At 57.0% G+C, this 19,150-nt stretch carries 19 protein-coding genes and 1 tRNA gene; 13 read left to right on the top strand and 7 right to left on the bottom strand.

What is annotated here, in order from left to right; translation table 11 throughout:
- The first annotated feature begins 54 nt into the window (after positions 1–54).
- The 7 genes from VF694_RS11770 (at position 55) to VF694_RS11800 (ending at position 7,423) form a co-directional block, all read left to right on the top strand.
- On the top strand, positions 55–954 hold the full coding sequence (locus VF694_RS11770; RefSeq protein ID WP_003805057.1) for a LysR family transcriptional regulator: 900 nt from the start codon (positions 55–57) through the stop codon (positions 952–954).
- A 66-nt stretch (positions 955–1,020) separates the two neighbouring features.
- Positions 1,021–1,704, top strand: a complete 684-nt coding sequence (locus VF694_RS11775) for a response regulator (RefSeq protein ID WP_003805055.1) — start codon at positions 1,021–1,023, stop codon at positions 1,702–1,704.
- Between the two features lie 24 nt (positions 1,705–1,728).
- Positions 1,729–3,135 carry a sensor histidine kinase gene (locus VF694_RS11780; protein WP_059318180.1) on the top strand — a complete coding sequence of 469 codons (1,407 nt, stop codon included), beginning with the start codon at positions 1,729–1,731 and terminating at the stop codon, positions 3,133–3,135.
- A gap of 124 nt (positions 3,136–3,259) precedes the next feature.
- Positions 3,260–4,252 (top strand): Bug family tripartite tricarboxylate transporter substrate binding protein, encoded by a 993-nt coding sequence (locus VF694_RS11785; protein WP_003805049.1) that lies wholly within the window; start codon positions 3,260–3,262, stop codon positions 4,250–4,252.
- Positions 4,253–4,338: 86 nt separating this feature from the next.
- On the top strand, positions 4,339–4,782 hold the full coding sequence (locus VF694_RS11790) for a tripartite tricarboxylate transporter TctB family protein (RefSeq protein ID WP_059318181.1): 444 nt from the start codon (positions 4,339–4,341) through the stop codon (positions 4,780–4,782).
- Positions 4,779–6,293 carry a tripartite tricarboxylate transporter permease gene (locus tag VF694_RS11795; RefSeq protein ID WP_440164431.1) on the top strand — a complete coding sequence of 505 codons (1,515 nt, stop codon included), beginning with the start codon at positions 4,779–4,781 and terminating at the stop codon, positions 6,291–6,293. The genes VF694_RS11790 and VF694_RS11795 overlap by 4 nt, the downstream gene beginning before the upstream one ends.
- 89 nt (positions 6,294–6,382) lie before the next feature.
- A complete protein-coding gene (locus VF694_RS11800; RefSeq protein ID WP_440164433.1) occupies positions 6,383–7,423 on the top strand; it encodes an AbrB family transcriptional regulator in 1,041 nt (346 codons plus the stop codon).
- Between the two features lie 267 nt (positions 7,424–7,690).
- Here VF694_RS11800 and VF694_RS11805 read toward each other — a convergent pair whose 3' ends face one another.
- From VF694_RS11805 to VF694_RS11815, 3 genes are all read right to left on the bottom strand, one after another.
- Positions 7,691–8,218 (bottom strand): pyridoxamine 5'-phosphate oxidase family protein, encoded by a 528-nt coding sequence (locus VF694_RS11805; RefSeq protein ID WP_003805041.1) that lies wholly within the window; start codon positions 8,216–8,218, stop codon positions 7,691–7,693.
- Positions 8,219–8,254: 36 nt separating this feature from the next.
- On the bottom strand, positions 8,255–8,803 hold the full coding sequence (gene sodC, locus VF694_RS11810) for a superoxide dismutase family protein (RefSeq protein WP_003805039.1): 549 nt from the start codon (positions 8,801–8,803) through the stop codon (positions 8,255–8,257).
- A gap of 138 nt (positions 8,804–8,941) precedes the next feature.
- A complete protein-coding gene (locus VF694_RS11815) occupies positions 8,942–9,697 on the bottom strand; it encodes a class I SAM-dependent methyltransferase (protein WP_440164436.1) in 756 nt (251 codons plus the stop codon).
- A 120-nt stretch (positions 9,698–9,817) separates the two neighbouring features.
- Between VF694_RS11815 and VF694_RS11820 the strand changes: the two genes are divergently transcribed.
- Positions 9,818–10,561, top strand: coding sequence for a methyltransferase domain-containing protein (locus VF694_RS11820; RefSeq protein ID WP_162129607.1), 744 nt, complete (start codon positions 9,818–9,820; stop codon positions 10,559–10,561).
- A gap of 351 nt (positions 10,562–10,912) precedes the next feature.
- Here the strand turns inward: VF694_RS11820 and VF694_RS11825 are convergent.
- Positions 10,913–10,988, bottom strand: a tRNA-Phe gene (locus tag VF694_RS11825).
- Positions 10,989–11,284: 296 nt separating this feature from the next.
- Here VF694_RS11825 and hemA point away from each other — a divergent pair.
- The 5 genes from hemA to VF694_RS11850 all read left to right on the top strand — a co-directional run bounded on the left by hemA (position 11,285) and on the right by VF694_RS11850 (position 15,532).
- The gene (gene hemA, locus VF694_RS11830) at positions 11,285–12,559 is read left to right on the top strand and encodes a glutamyl-tRNA reductase (protein WP_219235226.1); all 1,275 of its coding nucleotides are present in this window, start codon (positions 11,285–11,287) and stop codon (positions 12,557–12,559) included.
- 98 nt (positions 12,560–12,657) lie between these two features.
- A complete protein-coding gene (gene prfA / locus VF694_RS11835; RefSeq protein WP_003804980.1) occupies positions 12,658–13,737 on the top strand; it encodes a peptide chain release factor 1 in 1,080 nt (359 codons plus the stop codon).
- A gap of 2 nt (positions 13,738–13,739) precedes the next feature.
- Positions 13,740–14,606 carry a peptide chain release factor N(5)-glutamine methyltransferase gene (gene prmC, locus VF694_RS11840; protein ID WP_219235225.1) on the top strand — a complete coding sequence of 289 codons (867 nt, stop codon included), beginning with the start codon at positions 13,740–13,742 and terminating at the stop codon, positions 14,604–14,606.
- Positions 14,607–14,627: 21 nt separating this feature from the next.
- Entirely contained in the window at positions 14,628–14,954 is a 327-nt protein-coding gene (gene grxD, locus VF694_RS11845) for a Grx4 family monothiol glutaredoxin (protein WP_003804985.1), read from the top strand.
- On the top strand, positions 14,951–15,532 hold the full coding sequence (locus VF694_RS11850; RefSeq protein WP_003804987.1) for a UbiX family flavin prenyltransferase: 582 nt from the start codon (positions 14,951–14,953) through the stop codon (positions 15,530–15,532). The genes grxD and VF694_RS11850 overlap by 4 nt, the downstream gene beginning before the upstream one ends.
- Positions 15,533–15,819: 287 nt before the next feature.
- Here the strand turns inward: VF694_RS11850 and ttcA are convergent, their stop codons facing one another.
- The 3 genes from ttcA to VF694_RS11865 are packed head-to-tail and all read right to left on the bottom strand — an operon-like array spanning position 15,820 to position 19,122.
- The gene (ttcA, locus tag VF694_RS11855; RefSeq protein ID WP_440164439.1) at positions 15,820–16,875 is read right to left on the bottom strand and encodes a tRNA 2-thiocytidine(32) synthetase TtcA; all 1,056 of its coding nucleotides are present in this window, start codon (positions 16,873–16,875) and stop codon (positions 15,820–15,822) included.
- A gap of 60 nt (positions 16,876–16,935) precedes the next feature.
- Positions 16,936–17,295, bottom strand: coding sequence for a dihydroneopterin aldolase (folB, locus tag VF694_RS11860; RefSeq protein ID WP_003804991.1), 360 nt, complete (start codon positions 17,293–17,295; stop codon positions 16,936–16,938).
- 51 nt (positions 17,296–17,346) lie between these two features.
- Complete coding sequence (locus tag VF694_RS11865) at positions 17,347–19,122, bottom strand: M61 family metallopeptidase (RefSeq protein ID WP_440164441.1); 1,776 nt, start codon at positions 19,120–19,122, stop codon at positions 17,347–17,349.
- Positions 19,123–19,150 lie beyond the last annotated feature (28 nt).

Genomic DNA, 19,150 nt, shown 5'->3' on the forward strand with positions numbered 1-19,150 from the left:
TTATTCAAACTAATTAGAAAAATGGCTTCGATTAATATCGCTAATATCAGGCGCATGGATTTGAACCTGTTGCTGGTGTTTCAGTGTTTGATGAATGAGCGCAGCGTCACCAAGGCCGCCAATGCCTTGTTTCTGACCCAGGGAGCGGTCAGCGCGTCCTTGCGCAAGTTGCGGGTGGTCTTTAATGACGAGTTGTTCACGCGGGGCTCGCATGGCATGACTCCCACGCATCGTGCCTTGGAGATTGCTCCGCAGATATCCGAAGCCCTGAAAAGCATTTCGACGCTGCTGACCTCCGATCAGGACTTCGACCCCACTCGTTCCAGTCGGGTGTTTCGCATTGCCTTATCGGATGATCTGGAGAATATGCTGGCCAAACGCATGATCCGCACGGCCAACGAGCAAGGCTGGACCATCAGTTTTTCCTTCTATCAGACCAACAGCTATTTGTGGCCGCAAAGCATGCAGGAGCACGGGGCGGATCTGGCCATCTGCTCCAGTCCCAAGTTCCTGAGCACCATGCACAAATCACAGGTCCTGTTTTCGGCTTCTTATATCTGCATTTATGATCGCCATTCGGTGCAGTTCTCCAGTCCCATCAGCAAGCAGGAGTACCTTCATGCTCATCACGGCCGGGTGTCTTTTGACGGGCTGCGTGGTTTTGTAGATGAACTGTTTGATGCCGAGCGCCTGCAGCGCAAGGTCAAGGCCTCATTTACCCACTTTTCGGGGGCGATCAATGCGATTGTCGGCAGCCCTTTGGTGTTGACCATGCCGGACTATGCCGCCCGCTCCTTCGTGGAATGCAATAGCCGTCTGGCTGTCTCGCCAGTGCCACTGCGTGTGCCCTCGTTTGTAGTGTCCATGATCTGGGATATCAACAAGGAGCACGATGAGGAAAGTCGGTGGCTGCGTCGTTTTGTGCTGGAGTTGACCGAGCCGGCGGATCATTGAAACGCGGTCCGTGCCCTTTGGCGGCTTATTATTGTTGCTGTCCTGTTTTGTTTTTTACTTTCCGCCATGCGTATTTTACTGATCGAAGACGAGCCTGATTTGGCCTTGTGGCTGACGCGCAGCTTGCAAAAGAAAGGATTTACGGTTGAATGGTCCAACGACGGAATGGTGGCCTATCACCGCTTGCGGATCGAGGAATTTGATGCCCTGGTACTGGACCTGGGTCTGCCGGGCATGGATGGTCGTGCTTTGCTGGCGCGCCTGCGCTCCGAGGACAACCGCACGCCCGTCCTGATTTTGACCGCGCGCGACTCGCTTCAGGAACGCGTGGGGGCGCTCGAGTGTGGGGCAGATGATTTTTTGCCCAAGCCTTTCCGGATTGAAGAACTGGTGGCACGCGTCAATGCGCTCATACGCCGCAGCCGCGGCAAGGAAAAGCCCCGTATGGCCTGTGCGAGCCTGGCCTACGACCTGTCCACACAGCGCTTCACGCTGGATGGCGCTCTTTTGTCCGTGTCGCCGCGTGAGGCGGAGGTGTTGCGCATTCTGGTGCAGCGCAGCGGAGAGCCAGTCAATAAGCAGTTCATTTTGGACCGGCTCAACGACAAGGATGAGGATGAAATCAATATCGAGGCTATCGAAGTGTTGGTGCACCGTCTGCGCAAGAAACTGCAGGACTCGGATGTGCATATCGTGACCTTGCGCGGGGTCGGTTATTGCCTGGAGCCTGTCACGGATGAGGAGCCCTAACGTGGCTTTCTGTCGGGAGCGACCATGGCCCTGAGCAGCTTGCGTCGTACTTTGCTGTGCATGTTGATCCCCGTGGCATTGCTGACATCGGGCGTGTCCTTGTTCGTGTCCAGCATGATGCTCAAGGATCAGGTGAACGCGGCCTTTGATCGGGCTCTGGCCGGGGCGCTCAAGTCCATGGCGGCCAATGTGACCACCATCAGTGGCGGCTTGGCGATGGAGCAGTCCTACTACATGATGGAGTACATGGAGTACACCATCAGCAGCCAGGTGTATTTTCGGATCGCCACCGAAGATGGGCTGTCGGAGATTGGGTTTACGGGCATGCCGTTGCCCGCCAAGCGATTACAGAGTAATCAGCCGGTTTTTTATGATGCCCAGTATTTGGGCGAACCCTTGCGAATCGCGGCGGTCGCACTGGAGTCGGACGGGCGACTGCAGACCTACCAGCACAGTCGGGTTTTGATACAGGCCGGTGAGAATCTCAGTGAGCGCGATGCCTTCATTCGCAAGGTGATTTTTCAGAATCTGATTCAGGATCTGGCCGTGTTGAGCCTGTTTATTGTGCTCATTCTGGTCGGCACCTTGCTGGCCTTGCGTCCTTTGCGCAAGCTCAGCGCAGAGGTCAGGAACCGCTCTCCCGACAATCTGGAGCCGATCAGTGACGTCAGTCTGCCGCGCGAGGTACGGCCCTTGGTGCAGACCATCAACCTGCATATGGAGCGTTATGCCCGCAAGTCGCGAGAGCAGCAGCAGTTTCTGGATGATGCCTCTCATCAGTTGAAAACGCCTTTGGCGGTCTTGTTGACCCAGGTGGATTTTGCCTTGTCGCTGGCCAAGACCGAAGAGATGAAAGAGGTGCTCGATGCCATCCAGCAGCGTTTGAACAATACGGCGCAGATGACGCATCAGATGGTGGCCTTATCACGAGTGCGGGATGCGGCGGATCAACTACGGGTTCGGGCTGCATTGGGAACCGTGGATCTGTGTCAGCAGGCGGCACAGGTGGTCGATGAGTTATGGAGTCTGGCGCGGTCGCGCCGTCAGGACCTGGGGCTGGAAGCGCCGTCCCGACCGGTGCGGGTAGCAGGCGAGGCGTGGCTGGTGCAGCAGGCCCTCAGCAATATGGTCAGCAACGCGATCAAGTATTGTCCAAAAGGTGCTCGCATCACCGTGTCGGTACAGCAAGAGGGAAACGTGTGCCGTATACAGGTCGAGGATGATGGGCCGGGCATGAGTGCCGATGATATGGCCAAGGCGGGGCATCGCTTTCGTCGTGGCGAGGCGGGCAAGGCTTTGCAAGGGTCGGGGTTGGGGCTGGCCATCGTGCAGGCGATTGCCCAGATTCACGATGCCCGGATGAGCCTTCAGCCAGGGCCGGGCCAGCGTGGTCTGATCGTGCGCCTGGAGTTCAATGCCCTGGACTCTTGAACCTCTGATTCAGGGTATACCCTTGAAAATATCGTTTTTTGGCAGAACTGAAAGGTAGGCGAAAGCTTCGCTCCGGTAAGGTCGCAACCATTACAACGACGACGATCCTCTTGGAGGCGATTCAATGACTATCCACATGAAACTACGGGTGCTGCTGGCAGGCAGCCTTTTGGGCCTGAGCAGCTTGAGCGGTGTGAGCGCCCAGCAACCACCTAAACCCGAGTGCATCGCGCCTGCTCAGCCGGGCGGCGGGTTTGATTTGACCTGTCGTGTAGCTGTGAATGGTTTTCTCGAAACCAAGCTGCTGGACAACCCCATGCGTACCGTTTACATGCCTGGTGGCGTAGGGGCGGTGGCCTATAACCACATCGTTGCGCAGCGCCCGGGTGACGGCAATGCAATCGCGGCGTTTTCGGGAGGCTCCTTGCTGAATCTGGCGCAGGGCAAATTTGGCAAGTATTCCGTAGACGATGTGCGCTGGCTGGCATCGATTGGCAGTGATTACGGGGTGGCCATTGTGCGTGACGACTCGCCCTACCAGGATCTGAAGGCGCTGATGGAGGCGTTCAAGGCCGACCCCAGCAAGATTGTGCTGGGTGCAGGTGGCTCGGTCGGTGGGCAGGACTGGATGAAAGCCGCGCTGACGGCGCGAGCAGCCAATGTGGATTTCCGCAAAATGCGCTTTGTCGCTTTTGAGGGCGGCGGTGAGGCCATGACAGCGTTGCGTGGCGGCCATATTCAGGCTTACATGGGCGATGCGGCCGAGGCTCACACCATGCTGGAGGGCGGCGCGCCCATCCGGGTCCTGGCGGTGTTCAATGACAAGCGGCTTGACGGCGCGATGGCCAGCATCCCTACCGCCAAAGAGCAGGGCTTTGATATCGAATGGCCGATTATCCGTGGCTTTTACGTCGGCCCCAAGGTTTCTGACGAGCAATATCAATGGTGGGTTCAAGCTTTTGACAAGCTCATGAAAACCCCGGAGTTTGCGCGTCTGCAGACTCAACAAGGCCTGTTTCCGTTCAATATGAGTGGCCAGGAACTGGATACCTACGTCAAGCAACAGGTGGTTCAGTACCGCGAATTGGCCGACTCGTTTGGTTTGATCAAGAAGTAAGTCTTTACGGCGCTCCCGGCCGCTGCGCGTCGGGAGCCCACTGTCTGCCCCGCCGCTTCCGGCGGGAAAATCCGGAGAATTCCATCATGACGCTAAATGATCGCGTGCTTGGCGTGGGCGCGCTGGTGTTTGCCGCCCTCATCACCGCTTTTGGCTATGACCTAGAGCCCCCCTTTTCGTACGAACCCGTTGGGCCCAAGGCCTTTCCGTTGTTGCTGGCCCTGATCATCGCCCTGTGCGGATTGCGCCTGATTCTCAAGGGCGGTGGGCAAGTTGCCGCCAATCCGCCCGGCGCGAACGGGCGCATTTTGATGATGGTGGCCTATCTGGCTGCCTATGCCTGGCTGTTTCAGTGGTTGGGCTTTATTGTCGCCACCACGATGATGGCCACCTTGGTGGGGCGTTTGTTTGGCGGCTCGTGGAAGCAGGCCCTGATCGGGGGGCTGGCGATGGGAGTGGGGCTGTTCGTCTTGTTTGACCTGGGCCTGGACGTGGTCCTGCCACATGGCATTCTGGGAGCGTGGTTATGAGCTCGATATTGGAATATTTGAGTGTCGGTTTTGGCGTCGCCTTTTCCGCGCAGAATCTGCTGGTGGCGGCGATCGGCGCCTTTATCGGTACCATTGTCGGCGTCTTGCCAGGCCTGGGGCCTATCAATGGCGTGGCCATGTTGGTGCCCATTGCTTTTGCGATGAAATTGCCGCCCGAATCGGCCCTGATTCTGCTGGCCGCCGTCTATGTGGGGGCCGAGTATGGTGGGCGGATTACCTCTATTCTGATCAACGTGCCCGGTGAGGCGGCTGCGGTCATGACCACCCTGGATGGTTATCCTTTGGCTCGCAAAGGGATGGCCAGTGTGGCCTTGTCCTTGTCGGCATTTGCCTCCTTTATTGGCTCCACAATTGCTATTTGCGGCATCGTGCTGCTGGCTCCGATGCTGGCTGGCTGGGCCGTGGCCTTTGGCCCCGCCGAGTACTTTGTGCTGATGGTGTTCGCTTTTTGCGCCCTGACCAGTCTGTTGGGTGATGAGCCGGTCAAGGGTATTCTGGCGGCCATGCTGGGGCTGTTTATTTCCACGGTGGGCGTGGATGCCAACTCAGGGGTGTATCGCTACAGTTTCGATATCCCGAATCTGGCCGATGGCATAGATTTTGTGGTTGTCGTGATCGGTTTGTTTGCGGTGGCCGAGATGCTGCAGATGCTGGAAAACCTGCTGGGTGGCGTGTCGATTGAAGTGCCTAAAAGCAAGCGCAAGCTCTTTAATCTGAAAGAGCTGGGCCTGACCTGGTGGAGCACGGTGCGCGGTGGCCTGATGGGATTTTTCATTGGCATTTTGCCCGGAGCCGGGGCAAGCGTGGCCTCTGCGGTGGCTTACGCCAATGAGAAGAAATATATCGAAGGCAGGGACCCTAACGCCATGTTTGGTCAGGGTGATATGCGAGGTCTGGCTGCGCCGGAAGCGGCCAACAACAGTGCCGCCACGGGTTCTTTTATTCCCATGCTGACTTTGGGAGTGCCCGGCTCGGGGACGACGGCGGTCATGATGGGGGCCTTGACCTTGTATAACATCACGCCCGGGCCGGTACTGTTTGAGTCGCAGCCACAGATAGTCTGGGGCCTGATCGCTTCCTTGATGGTCGCCAACGTCATGCTGTTTCTGATGAACGTGCCCATGGTTCGGGTCTTTGCGTCCATGCTGGCCATTCCACCGCGCCTGTTGGTGCCTGGCATTTTGGCCATCAGTTATATCGGCGTGTATGCCATCAATGGCACGACTTTTGATCTACTGCTGGTGGTTGGCATTGGGGTGCTGGGTTATTTCCTGCGCAAAATGAATGTGCCTATGGCGCCGATGGTGCTGGGTGTGGTCTTGGGCAATATGATGGAACAGAATTTGCGTCGGGCCTTGTCCATCACCGACGGCCAGCTTGGCATTCTGTTCGAGAGCCCGGTATCGATTTCCTTGTGGATCGCAGCACTTTTGGTTAGTGTGGGTCCGATCCTGCTGCGTCGCATCGCTGCACGCAGAGCAGGGGCATAAGAAAACACCATGAGGAAGTCCCCACCCCTGCGGTGGGGCGTTTATGAGGAGAAAGTGCCAGGCTGCGGCCTGGCCTTGTTGTTTCGGTTATGGCGAACTGGATACGAATTGTCCTGGGCTTTGGGGTGGCGTTGGTCGGTGCGATGGGGGCGACATATCTGAGCATGCCCTTGCCCTGGATGTTGGGTGCCTTGATTCTGACCGCGGCCACCAAGATGGCGGGCAGCCCGGCAGTGTGTCTGCCATTGGCGCGCAATGCCGGACAGTGGGTGATCGGGGCCTCGTTGGGCTTGTATTTCACGCCATCCATGGTGCAGCTGATTGGCAGCAATGCCCTGTTTATTGTGATGGGCATGGTATTTGCCTTGCTTTTGTGCTGCATAGGGACCTTCATGCTGACCCGTTTTGCGGGTACGGATTTGCGCACCGCCTGGTTTGCCAGCGCGGTAGGCGGAGCCAGTGAGATGACCGGGCTGGCCGAGCGTTATGGTGCACGCCCAGATCTGGTCGCTTCGGCGCATGGGTTGCGGGTGTTGATGGTGGTGCTCATCATCCCCTTTGCGTTCGAAGCCCTGGGGTTTTCGGGTGAGCAGGCCGGGGCCGTGCTGCGACCGGATTTTTTGAATCTGCCCGGACTGGCTCTGTTAGTGGTGTTAAGCAGTGCGGCAGGCTTGATCTTTCAGATCCTGCGTCTTCCCAACCCCTGGGTGCTGGGCCCCCTGCTGGTGGTGGCCGTTCTTACGTATCAGGACATTGTTCTGTCGGGCTTGCCGGTGCAGATTTCCAATCTGGGGCAACTGTGCATTGGCTGGGCCTTGGGCGATAAGTTCGGCCCCGATTTTTTCCGACGTGCTCCTCGCTACCTGGGGGTAGCGGCTGTCAGCAACCTCATTAATCTGGCGTTGGCATTCGGTTTTGCTTACGGCTTGTATCGTTTGTCTGACATTGCCTATCCCACGCTGGTGCTGGGTGTCAGCCCGGGGGGCATAGCCGAGATGGCGATTACGGCCAAAGTGCTTCAGCTGGGGGCGCCGATGGTAACGTCCTTTCAGGTGGCGCGGATGGTGTGCGTACTGGTACTGACCGGGCCTTTATATACTCGTCTTGCCCGTTGGCTCAAACAGGCCTGATAGTGGGCAAATCGACACTACTGCCAACGAGTCCATGTAAACCAATGTGCGACCCTGTGCATCTGCTCAGCAGCCCAACAGCCTGCGGCCCAGCCACTCCTGCAAGCAGCTCGCTCCCCTTTGATCCACCCAATCAGCCTTTTGGCTGGTACTTCATCCCCTCAAACAGTCAAGGAACCAGCGTCCTTAAGACGTCTGTCAAACAAAGCCCGGTGCATGACCGGGCTTTGTGCTTTGGCCTTAAGGCTGGCCGGGTGGGACGTCTCTTTAGCGGTGGGGGGTGACTTTACCGTGTTCACCCATCTCGGTTAAGCGCTCACCCATCAGGGTGGCTTTGAGCATTTTGCCAGCCTGGGCCAGCTTGCCCTCCCGCACGCTCCAGTACTCTGCGCTGTCAATGTGTACGCAGATCAGGGCCAGGTCTGGGTCGGTAATTCCTTCTTTGAACCAGGCTTCCGTCATGGTGTTCCAGAAACGTTCTTTCTGGTTCATGGAGTCAACCAGACGAGCCATACCGGACACCGATACATAGGTATCACTTTTGGGATCGGCATAGCTCACATTCACATGTGGGTTGGCCAGAAGGTTGGCCACTGGATCGCTGCTGCGCGACATGAAGAACCAGAGCTTGTCATGCTCGTAGTCTTCTTGATTCGACCCCATTTTTGCCTTTTGGGTTGTCATGGGCCAGGCGTGCAACTGGCCGTTTTCAGCATGTGTGACGAACATCGCAAAGCGAATGTCCTTAATCATCTCTTGCAGTTGTTCAAAGGAAGACTCAATCGTGGTGTTCATGGTATCTCCTTGAAAAAGTGACAGGGATGAAGGCCGTTACTTGATCACTCCGCAAGCAAAGCGTCCGGCGCCACCACCGAGGGGAGCAGGATGGTCGGAGTGGTTGTCACCGCCTTCGTGGATCATCAGCGATCGACCTTTGATCTGATCCAGAGACTTCAGGCGCGGTGCCAGAACCGGTGTGCTGGCGGTGCCGTCTGCCTGCACATACAGGGCGGGCAGGTCACCCAGGTGGCCATTGCCCCAAGGGAAACCATGCTTGCCTGTCTTGTCCGGGTCCAGATGGCCGCCAGCCGCCCCAGCAGGCGTGACTTTGCCATCTTTGTTGCTCGGAGCGCAGCTGGGATTCTCATGCACGTGGAAACCGTGCACGCCCGGCTTAAGATTTTTTAGCTCTGGCGTAAAAACCAGCCCATGTTCGGTCTGTCGTACGCTTACCTGACCAATCTGCTCGCCAGCACCACTCTCGGTCGCCAGATTCATGGGAATGATGACATCGGCAAGTGAGGGGGCAGATAAAGCAAGGGTAGCGCTCACGGTGGCCAGAGCCATTGCGCATCGGGATTTAAGAGAAGAAAAACGCATAAGGCTGACTCCTTTGCTGGGTAAACAGGGGTTAGATCAGCCTAGCATTGCAGAGACAATTGGGCGTTAAGAGACGTTTCCTTTTGTCAACAAGATGTGAGCGCTGCCAGGACGTGGCCAGGGTAGGGGGCGGGTAGGTCAGCCTTCTTCTTCGACCGATAGCAGTTCTTGATGGCCAAAGTACAGCGTAGAGATGATGATAGGCGAGGCGCCGTCTGCCTGGACGCTCAGATTCAGGCAATCACCGCACAGATGAAGGTCGATCACTCGGGCTGGCTTGCCATTCATCCAGATTTTTCCGCTGACATCTTGATAGCGCTGTTTGAGCTTCAGACGGTAATCGGTTCCGTCCAACCCCTCCCATTCCCATTCTCCGCTCACCTGTGCGGGCACAATCCATTTGTAGATTTTGATGCCGCCGACATGCAAGGTTTCGTCTGCTTTCCAGTCCCCCATGTCAAAAGCATGAGAGACAATGCGGGCGCCTGGGCGTAGTTCTTGCAACAGGCGCGGGCGCAGGATGGCATTGATGGTGTCCATCAGGTAAAGCGTCACGATGGTGGCCTGGCTGAAGTCAACGGTAAACAGGTCCTCTTCAATAAAATCCACCAGGTATTCCACGCCTGCATGACCGGCTTGCTCCATCGCGTCTGCAATCCGCAAAGGGTCCAGCTCCACGCCGACGCCAGAACAGCGGTATTTTTTGGCAGCGGCAATGACAATGCGCCCATCCCCGCATCCCAGGTCATACAGCAGGTCTTTGTGTCCTGCCTGGGCCAGTTGCAACATGGTGTCGATGACCCGATCGTCGCTGGGAACGAAGGGCACGTCCAAAAAGATGTCGGGCTCTACAATTGATTGGTCGTTGAGGTCTTTAATCAAGTCTTTGAACAAGAGTGATCCTTGGTGGCGGCGTGATGCAAAATTGTGTGTAAATTCGGTTATTTATAGTTTAAGCCACGGTAAATTCTGGCAAAATTCGCTTTTTTGTCGGATATGGACGATCATCGGTCTATGTCAGACTTATATGGCTCTACCTCATCTTCATCCGCTACCTTAAAAACCCGTCTCCAGCATATACGAATCTCGGCCGCAGAATCCTTGCGTATTCGTTCCTTGGCTGATCATATGCAGTATGCCGACCCGCAGGGCCATGCCCAGGCCCTGGGTATAGGGCCTGCGGTCTGGCCCTTGTTCGGCCTCGTCTGGCCTTCCAGCATCCAGTTGGCACGCAAGCTCAAGAACCGACCCATCCGGGCAGGGGAAACGATATTGGAGTTGGGCTGTGGCCTGGGCTTGACCAGCTTGCTCATGCACAAACGGGGGGCGCACATTCACGCCAGCGATTGTCACCCCATGGTGCCGCATTTTCTGAAGCTGAATCAGGCTCTTAATGGTTTGTCCGACCTGCCGTATGTCCATGCGCAGTGGGGGGAGCAAACCTGCCCTGATTTGCTGGCCTCCCTGGGCCTGACTCCCGCCAGGCAGCGTTACGACCTGATTGTGGGCAGTGATCTGCTGTATGAAGGCAATACGCCCGCTCAATTGGCCACGTTGGTCAATCAGCATGCAAAATCACAGGCCGAAGTCTGGGTGGTAGACCCGGATCGGGGGCATCGCAATAAATTTACCCAGGAAATGCGGCGCCACGGTTTTGATCTGGTGCGGCAAGTGTGTTTGCGGGATCGGCCTATCGTGATGCCCGAGGGTAAGGAAGTATCGTATAAGGGCCGTTGTTTGCAGTATCAGCGCGGCTAAGTACGAATTGGCATCGGACGGCACAAAAATCGAGCCCGAGTCGGGCCAGCCTCAGCACGTTGCGCACGGACGTCTCTGGTTTTTTAGACGTCTTGCCGGCTGCGGGTACCAGACTGAGCCAAAGAGATGGAAATTCGTCGGCTGAGGCGATAGGAGCAGAACGGGCCTCCTACCGTTGATCGGATATCCAGCGCAGGCAATGCAACCGTTACCCCAGCAGCAACTGTAAGAGTGGGCGGTATCGGGCCAAGAAATGAGGAGCAAGCCGCGCAGACAGGGCATTTAGCCAGGCGCAACTGGAATGGAAAAACAAAAAGCCCAGTCGTTTGACTGGGCTTTTGCTTGAATTCTTGGTGGCCTGGGGCGGAATCGAACCACCGACACAAGGATTTTCAATCCTCTGCTCTACCGACTGAGCTACCAGGCCAACGTGTACTGCTCGGTAAAAATAGAACTATACCACGTTTTTTTATTTGTGCGCATAGTACAACAAAAATTTTATGCATCTTTTGAACTTCAAATGTGCCGTACCCCTAGGGGAAGGCCCTTTTCAAGCAAAAGCAGGCTGCATAAAGGAGTGCAATTGTAATCACAAAACGGCAATTCAAGTAACATTTTTGGCAAAAATCCGGCTTGCGGCGTAAAATCACTTATCTTTCATGCGTTTTGCGTCTGCGAAACTGCTTGTCTCGGTCTTTTTCGGGGCTATAGCCTGTACTGCTCATGTCTGTAGATGTTCTAACCTTCGGTCTGAATCATGTGTCCGCGCCGGTTGCCGTGCGCGAACGCGTTGCGTTTCCGATCGATGTGTTAAAGCCTGCGCTTGATACCTTGCGTGCCACTTTTGGCACCGGGGTCCGTGAAGCAGCTATTCTGTCTACCTGTAATCGTACCGAAATTTACTGTGCGGCCGAACCCCATGTGGCCGAGCGTCTTCCTGAGTGGATGGCGGACTTCAACAGCCTGCGTTCTGCCGAACTCACCCCGCACCTGTATCGCTACAACCAGAACGAGGCTGTGCGTCATGCGTTTCGCGTAGCCAGTGGCCTGGATTCCATGGTGCTGGGCGAGCCCCAGATTCTGGGGCAGATGAAAGATGCCGTGCGGGCCGCCAACGAGGCTGGTTCGCTGGGTACCTTGCTGCATCAATTGTTCCAGCGCACCTTCTCGGTGGCTAAGGAAGTCCGTACACAAACGGCGATTGGTGCTCATTCGGTATCGATGGCTGCGGCAGCCGTGCGTTTGGCGGAGCGTGTGTTTGGCGATCTGAGCCAGGCCAAGGTGCTGTTTATTGGTGCAGGCGAAATGATCGAGCTGTGCGCCACGCACTTTGCGGCGGTGAACCCCTGTAGCATTGTGGTTGCCAACCGCACTCAGGAGCGTGCGGAAAGCCTGGCTTCGCGCTTTATGGGCAACACCATGAAGCTGGCAGATGTGCCCGACCGCTTGGCCGATTTTGATGTCGTCGTATCCTGTACGGCCAGTACCTTGCCCATTTTGGGCTTGGGCATGGTGGAGCGGGCCGTGCGCTCGCGTCGTCACCGTCCGGTGGTCATGGTCGACCTGGCTGTGCCCCGCGATATTGAAACTGAAGTGGGTCGCCTGGACGACGTGTACCTGTACACCGTGGATGATCTGGGCCGCTTTGTGCAGCGGGGGGCCGATGCCCGACAGGCCGCGGTGGTTCAGGCTGAGGCGATTATCGACACCCAGGTGCAGCACTATATGCACTGGCTCAGCAATCGTGCGATTGTGCCTGCCATTTTGAATGTGCAGGAATCGGTCGAAAAAGTGCGTCAGCACGAGCTGGAGCGTGCGCGCCGCATGCTGGCCCGTGGCGACGATCCGGCCGACGTCATTGAAATGCTGGCTCATGGGCTGACGCAGAAGTATATGCATGGTCCCATGGCTGAATTGACGCGCAGCGAAGGTGCTGAGCGCGAACAACTGCTGAATCTGTTGCCTCGCCTGCTGCCATCGACAACTCGCCGGCGTTAGCGTCCAGGCTGCTTTCTGTCCACCGACTTTTCTGCGGTGCAGCCTGATTGCTTTGAACTGCGCCCAGACCTTCTGATTTTCCCTTTAGGCTATTCCCTATGAAAGACTCTATGCGCAGTCGGCTTGAGCAATTGGCTCGTCGTCTGCATGAAGTGGATGCCATGCTTGCCGAGCCTGAAATTGCCGGCAATATGGACGAATTTCGCAAACTGTCGCGTGAGCGTGCCGAGCTGGACCCGGTTGTGACGGCGTTCAAAAGCTACGAAGCGGCCGAGGGTGATTTGCAGGCAGCCCAGGACATGATGACCGACCCCGAGCTGAAAGAAATGGGCGAGGAAGAATACAAGCTGGGTAAAGAGCGCATCGCGCAACTGGAAGACGAATTGCAGATTCTGCTTTTGCCTCGTGATCCGGACGATACCCGCAACGTGTTCATTGAAATTCGTGCCGGTGCCGGTGGTGATGAAAGCGCCCTGTTTGCGGGTGATTTGTTGCGCATGTACATGCGTTACGCCGAAAACTGCGGCTGGCGCACAGAAATCATGTCCGCCAGCGACTCGGAAGTGGGTGGCTACAAAGAAGTCATCGTGCGTATTGAAGGCCAGGATGTCTATGGTCGTCTGAAGTTCGAATCTGGTGCGCACCGTGTGCAGCGCGTGCCTGAAACCGAAGCCCAGGGCCGCATTCATACCTCGACGTGTACGGTGGCCGTGCTGCCCGAAGCCGAAGGCTTGGCTGAAATCACCATCAACCCCGCGGATTTGCGCGTGGATACCTTCCGCGCCAGCGGTGCCGGTGGTCAGCACGTGAACAAGACGGACTCGGCCGTGCGTCTGACCCACTTGCCGACGGGCCTGGTGGTGGAGTGTCAGGATGACCGCTCCCAACACCGCAATCGCGAGAAAGCCTTGCAGGTGCTGGCTGCGCGTCTGAAAGACAAGCAGCAGCGCGAGCAATCCGACAAAGAAGCCGCCGAGCGTAAAAGCCTTGTCGGTACGGGTGATCGCTCCGAGCGCATCCGCACCTACAACTTCCCGCAAGGCCGCATGACCGATCACCGTATCAACCTGACCTTGTACAAGTTGGGCTACATCATGGACGGCGACCTGGATGAGCTGATCAAGGCCTTGCTATCTGAACATCAGGCTGGCCAGCTGGCTGCCCTGGCGCAGGCGTGAGCATGAGCCTGCCCGGTGAGCCGGTCATGTCGCCCTTGGTCTTGCCTGCCGATATTCCCCGTACGCTGCGTGCCTTGCAGCGGCTCAGTCCTTTGCCGCGCCTTGAGCGCGACATGTTGTGGACGCAGGTGCTGGGGGTGAGCCGCTCTTGGTTGATCGCGCATGACACGGATGAGTTGCCGCTGGAAAAAATACAGGCTTATCAGGCGCTGGAGGCTCGCCGCCTGGCGGGTGAACCCATGGCGTATATCGTCGGGGTCCGTGAGTTTATGGGGCATGAGTTTTTGGTGTCGCCTTCGGTACTGATCCCGCGCCCTGACACGGAAATACTGGTTGAACGTGCGCTTGAGCGGGTGCGTGATATTCCATCTCCTCGCATTTTGGATATGGGTTGCGGCAGTGGCGCCATTGCCGTATCGCTCGCTCTGGCCCGTCCCGATGCCCATGTGGTGGCCAGTGATATCAGCACGCTGGTGTTGGCGCAGGCGGGCTTAAATGCGCAGCGTTTGTGTGGGAAAGTCGAGTTTTGTCTGGGGAGTTGGTACGATGCCGTGACAGGCCAGGAACCTTTTGACCTGATCGTGTCCAACCCTCCATACATTGCAGTGGATGACGAACATCTGGCGCAGGGCGATGTGCGGTTCGAGCCGCGTCAGGCACTGACCGATGGCTCAGACGGCTTGACGGATTTGCGTACAATAGTTCAGGGGGCCGGGCCGTATCTACGTCCGGGTGCTAGTCTTCTCATGGAACACGGCTGGGATCAGGCCGACCATGTGCAAAATATGCTGCGGCAGGCGGGGTTCAAACAGGTCATCAGCTATGAGGATCTGGCAGGAATCCGGCGCGTCACAGGTGGACAGTGTTAATTCTTTTCTTAAGAGAACATCATGAGTGAAGTTCAAGATTTCATCCGCGAAACCGTAACGGAAAACCCTGTTGTGCTGTTTATGAAGGGCACGGCTCAAGCGCCTCAGTGCGGTTTTTCCGCCCGTACCGTGCAGATTTTGCGTGCGGTCGGCCTGAGCCAGGTGGTTGTGGTTAACGTGCTGGACGACGCCGAAGTGCGTCAGGGCATCAAGGATTTCTCCAACTGGCCCACTATCCCTCAGCTGTATATCAAGGGCGAGTTCGTTGGTGGCTCGGACATTGTTTCTGAAATGTACGAGAACGGCGAACTGGAAACCATGTTGCGTGAGGCCGGGGCTCTGGAGTGAGAGCCAAGCGACGCCTGGTCATTGGCATGACCGGGGCCACGGGGGCCGTCTATACCGTGCGCCTGCTGCAAGTGTTGCAGTCCTGTCCGGATGTGGAAACCCATTTGGTGATCTCTCCCTCTGGGGTGCTGAACATTCAATACGAGCTGGATATCGACAAAAACGAGATCCAGTCTCTGGCCGATCAGGTGCATAACTTTCGCGATGTGGGCGCAACCTTGGCCAGCGGCAGTTTTCCGACTGCAGGCATGGTGGTTGTGCCCTGTTCGATGCGGACTTTGGCAGCGGTGGCGCATGGTTTGTCCGATAACCTGATTACCCGGGCGGCCGACGTCACCTTGAAAGAGCGTCGCCGTCTGGTGATGCTGGTTCGGGAAACGCCGTTTAATCTGGCGCATCTGCGTAATATGACGGCTGTGACAGAAATGGGCGGGATCATTTTTCCGCCTATGCCTGCGTTTTATCTGCGTCCCAAAAGTATTGACGATATTGTCGATCACACGGTGATGCGGGTGCTGGAATTGTTTGATATTCAGGTACCCGGTGAGCGCTGGGATGGCACGCAAAAGCCGAACTAAAGCCAGATAGCTGGACAGTAGGTACGAAAAGCCCCGATCGAAACCACCAGGACCTGGACGTCATTCCAGATGCCGGCGGTTTCGATCGGGGCTTTTTATTGTCCGTCGCTTGTGTATTTGCGGACGGCAAGCAGATCAACAAGATGGGATGTCGGCTCTGCCGGCGCCGAGGGCCGCGCTGGCCCTGGGTTTCGAGAGATAAAACGATGGTCTGCTGTGCTACTTGGGTGCGAACTTCAGCCTGATCGCCCAGAAGGCGGCCGGTTTGGGAGCGCCGACCAGTCGCGTTACTGTCCGGAGCGCCTTTTGCTCATGAACACAATCTGTTGCTCACCGGATGCTGCGGGCTTGGCAGGGGTGAAGGCATCCTGACGTACGGTAGGTGCGGCGTCGTCGGCATCCTCTTCAAATCCAGCGGCCAGCAGACTCTCTGGCAGATGATCGTCAAAATAATCCTGATCAAAGCCTTTATCGCCCTCCGGGTCAGCCTGGCCAGTCACCTTCAAGTCCGCAAAGTTATGCAGCTTGGGGTCCATCAGGTGGGATGGCACTACACGGGTCAAGGCGCCAAACACGTTCCAGGATCGGTGTGGGAATTTCTTGTCCCAGTCCGCAATCATGCGGTTGATTTCCTGCCGTTTCAGGTTCTCTTGTGAGCCGCACAGATTACAGGGGATGATGGGAAACTCTTTGAGCTTGGCGTAGGCGATCAAATCCTTTTCGGGCACATAGGCCAGTGGTCGGATCACGATGTGCTCGCCGTTATCCGACATCAGCTTGGGCGGCATGCCTTTCATGCGACCGCCATAAAACAGATTCAGAAAGAAGGTGGCCAGGATGTCATCGCGGTGGTGTCCCAGGGCAATCTTGGTGGCGCCCAGCTCCTTGGCAACGCGGTACAAAATGCCGCGACGCAGGCGTGAGCACAGCGAACACATCGTTTTGCCTTCGGCAATCACGCGCGTCACTACCGAGTACGTGTCCTGGGTTTCGATGTGATAGGGCACGCCCAGTTTTTCCAGGTACTCGGGCAGGATGTGGTCAGGAAAGCCAGGTTGCTTCTGGTCCAGGTTCACGGCCACGATGGCGAACTTGATGGGCGCGCGTTTTTGCAGGGTCATCAGTACGTCCAGCAGGCCGTAGGAATCCTTGCCGCCGGACAGGCAGACCATGACCTTGTCGCCTTCTTCGATCATGTTGAAATCACCGATGGCGCGGCCCACTTCACGCATGATGCGTTTGCTCAACTTGTTGTCATTGACGCGCTGTTTGCGTTCAGCCTTGCTGGCAAACACGGGGATGTCGGTTTCGGAAGAAGGCAGGGGGCTGGTGTCTTGGGACATAAGGGAAAGCGAAAGAGAGGTCATCGTGGCCCCGGCAAGAGGCGGGGCAAGGGCAGGGGCTTAGCGGCTACGCTCGATTTCAATGCCCACGGCATCGCAGTCGGCAAAGGCCTCGGGCTTGCTGGCGCGGATTTTAACGCGTTCCACGCTTGGGAATTCATTTTGGATGCGCTCGGCCAGCCGTTCGATCAGCGTTTCCAGCAGGTTCGTGTGCTCCAGGGTGCTGACCTCGATCAGCGCCTGGCGCAACTGCCGGTAATCCAGCACCGTGCCAATATCGTGGTCCTGGACGTCTTGGGTGATGGTGGTGTCGAACTCGGCGTCAATATGCAGCGGCTGGCGGTGAACCAGCTCGTGCTCGAGCATGCCAATCGAGGCTTGCACCACCAGATTGTTGATGAAAATACGGCGTGTGGTCATGGCAAAGGCAAAGTATCAGGCCCGCCGTCAGCGGCAGGCCCAGAAAAGAGGTCAGGAGGGGCGGCTCAGGACGCACTCGTCCAAAGCAGGGCGCGCCAGTTGCAGTGTGAAGCAGTGTAGTTCATCGCGGCGGAAGGCGTGGATCTGAACGGTCTGACCGGGCTCATACGCTGCAAGCAGACGCTCCAGACTGGCAGTGTCGCTGACACGCAAGCCGTCAATGGCCACCAGAGTATCCCCCGCGGATAGTCCGGCTTGATGCGCTGCACCCTCTGTAAAGACGGTAGCGAGCTGGCACTGCCCTGCGCTTTGACGCACACGGGCGCCCAGGTTGGGCAACTTGGAAGCGGCCTGCCATTCCAGCTTCAAGCCTTGCTCGGCCAGCCATGGCTTGAGGGGCAGGTCCTCGCAGCCTTCCACGTAGCGGGCGATAAAGTCTGTGGCGTCGTAACCGGTGGCTTCCAGAATCAGGGCGGGCATGGCGTCTTCGGGGATGCCGTGTGGCTTGCCCTGATAGAAGTCACGGCCATAACGTGCCCACATCAACAGCATGACATCGTCCAGGCTCTTGGTGTGCTGGGTATGGCTGCGAATGCGCAAATCCAGGCCCAGTGCGATCAGGGCGCCCTTGCTGTAATAGCTGACCAGCGCATTAGGGGAGTTTTCATCCTGTTTGTAATAGCGCGTCCAGGCATCAAACGAGCTTTGCGCGGCGGACTGCTTGAAGCGTCCAGGGGCGCGCACAACGGCATTGATGTTTTTGGCCAGCAGTTTCAGGTAGTCTGCCTCGCTCAACACGCCCGAGCGCAACAGCATCAGATCATCGTAGTACGAGGTGAAACCTTCAAAGACCCACAGCAGACGGGTGTGGTTCTCGCGGCTCAGGTCATAGGGCGCAAAGGCTGCAGGTTTGATGCGTTTGACATTCCAGGTATGAAAATACTCATGGCTGACCAGTCCCAGAAAAGTCTGGTAGCCGGGGCTTTTTACCGACTTGTCCTGGCCTTGGGTGGGCAGATCGCTGCGCGAGGCGACTAGAGCAGTCGAGGCGCGGTGTTCCAGGCCACCGTACCCGTCCTCGGTCACCATGGTCATGAATACATAGCGCGAGCTGCAATCCAGAAAGGGGGCGCGTCGGGTGTCTGGTTCGAAGAAGGCGATCTGTTCGGCACAGATTTTTTCGACATCACGGGCGATACGCGGCAAATCCAGATTGGGGATGCGGCCGGTAAAGACCAGTTCATGCTCTGCGCCTTGTGCAAAGAAACTGATGACCTGGGGGGTGCCCATTTCAATGGGGTGATCGATCAGCTCGTCATAATTGCTGGCACGGTACACGCCAAATCCATAGCGTTGCGCGGCTCCCGGCACGCCAATGGCTTCGGGCAGGCTGGTGTAGACCTGCCAATCTTCCATGTCTTCATTGGCTACCAGTTCCAGCAGACAAGGCTGTTCAGTCTGACCCTCAACGGCCAGCAGGGCGCTGGTGCCATTAAAGAAGGCATGGGTCTGATCAATATGCGCGCCGCGTACGGACAGGTCCCAGGCGTAGACCTGGTACTGCACACTCAAGGGGCCTTGGCAGGGTTCGCATTGCCAGCGGTGATTGTCCAGCTTGCGGATGGAAACCGGTTCGTCGCCAGAGAAGGCGGCTATGCTTTCGATCTGACGCGAGAAGTCGCGGATCAGGTAGCTGCCGGGAATCCAGGCCGGAAGGCTCAGGATCTGGCCATCTGTTTGGGGGGAAGTGATCTGTATCTGGACAGTCAGGCGGTGGCCGGCGAGATCGGTCGGCTCGGCACGGTAAAGTACGGGTGTAGGTTCCATTCCCCTATTCTATTTAATTTTTCTGGGA

The organism is Alcaligenes sp. Lyrl_28, assembly GCF_051948705.1.
GTDB lineage: Bacteria > Pseudomonadota > Gammaproteobacteria > Burkholderiales > Burkholderiaceae_B > Alcaligenes > Alcaligenes ammonioxydans.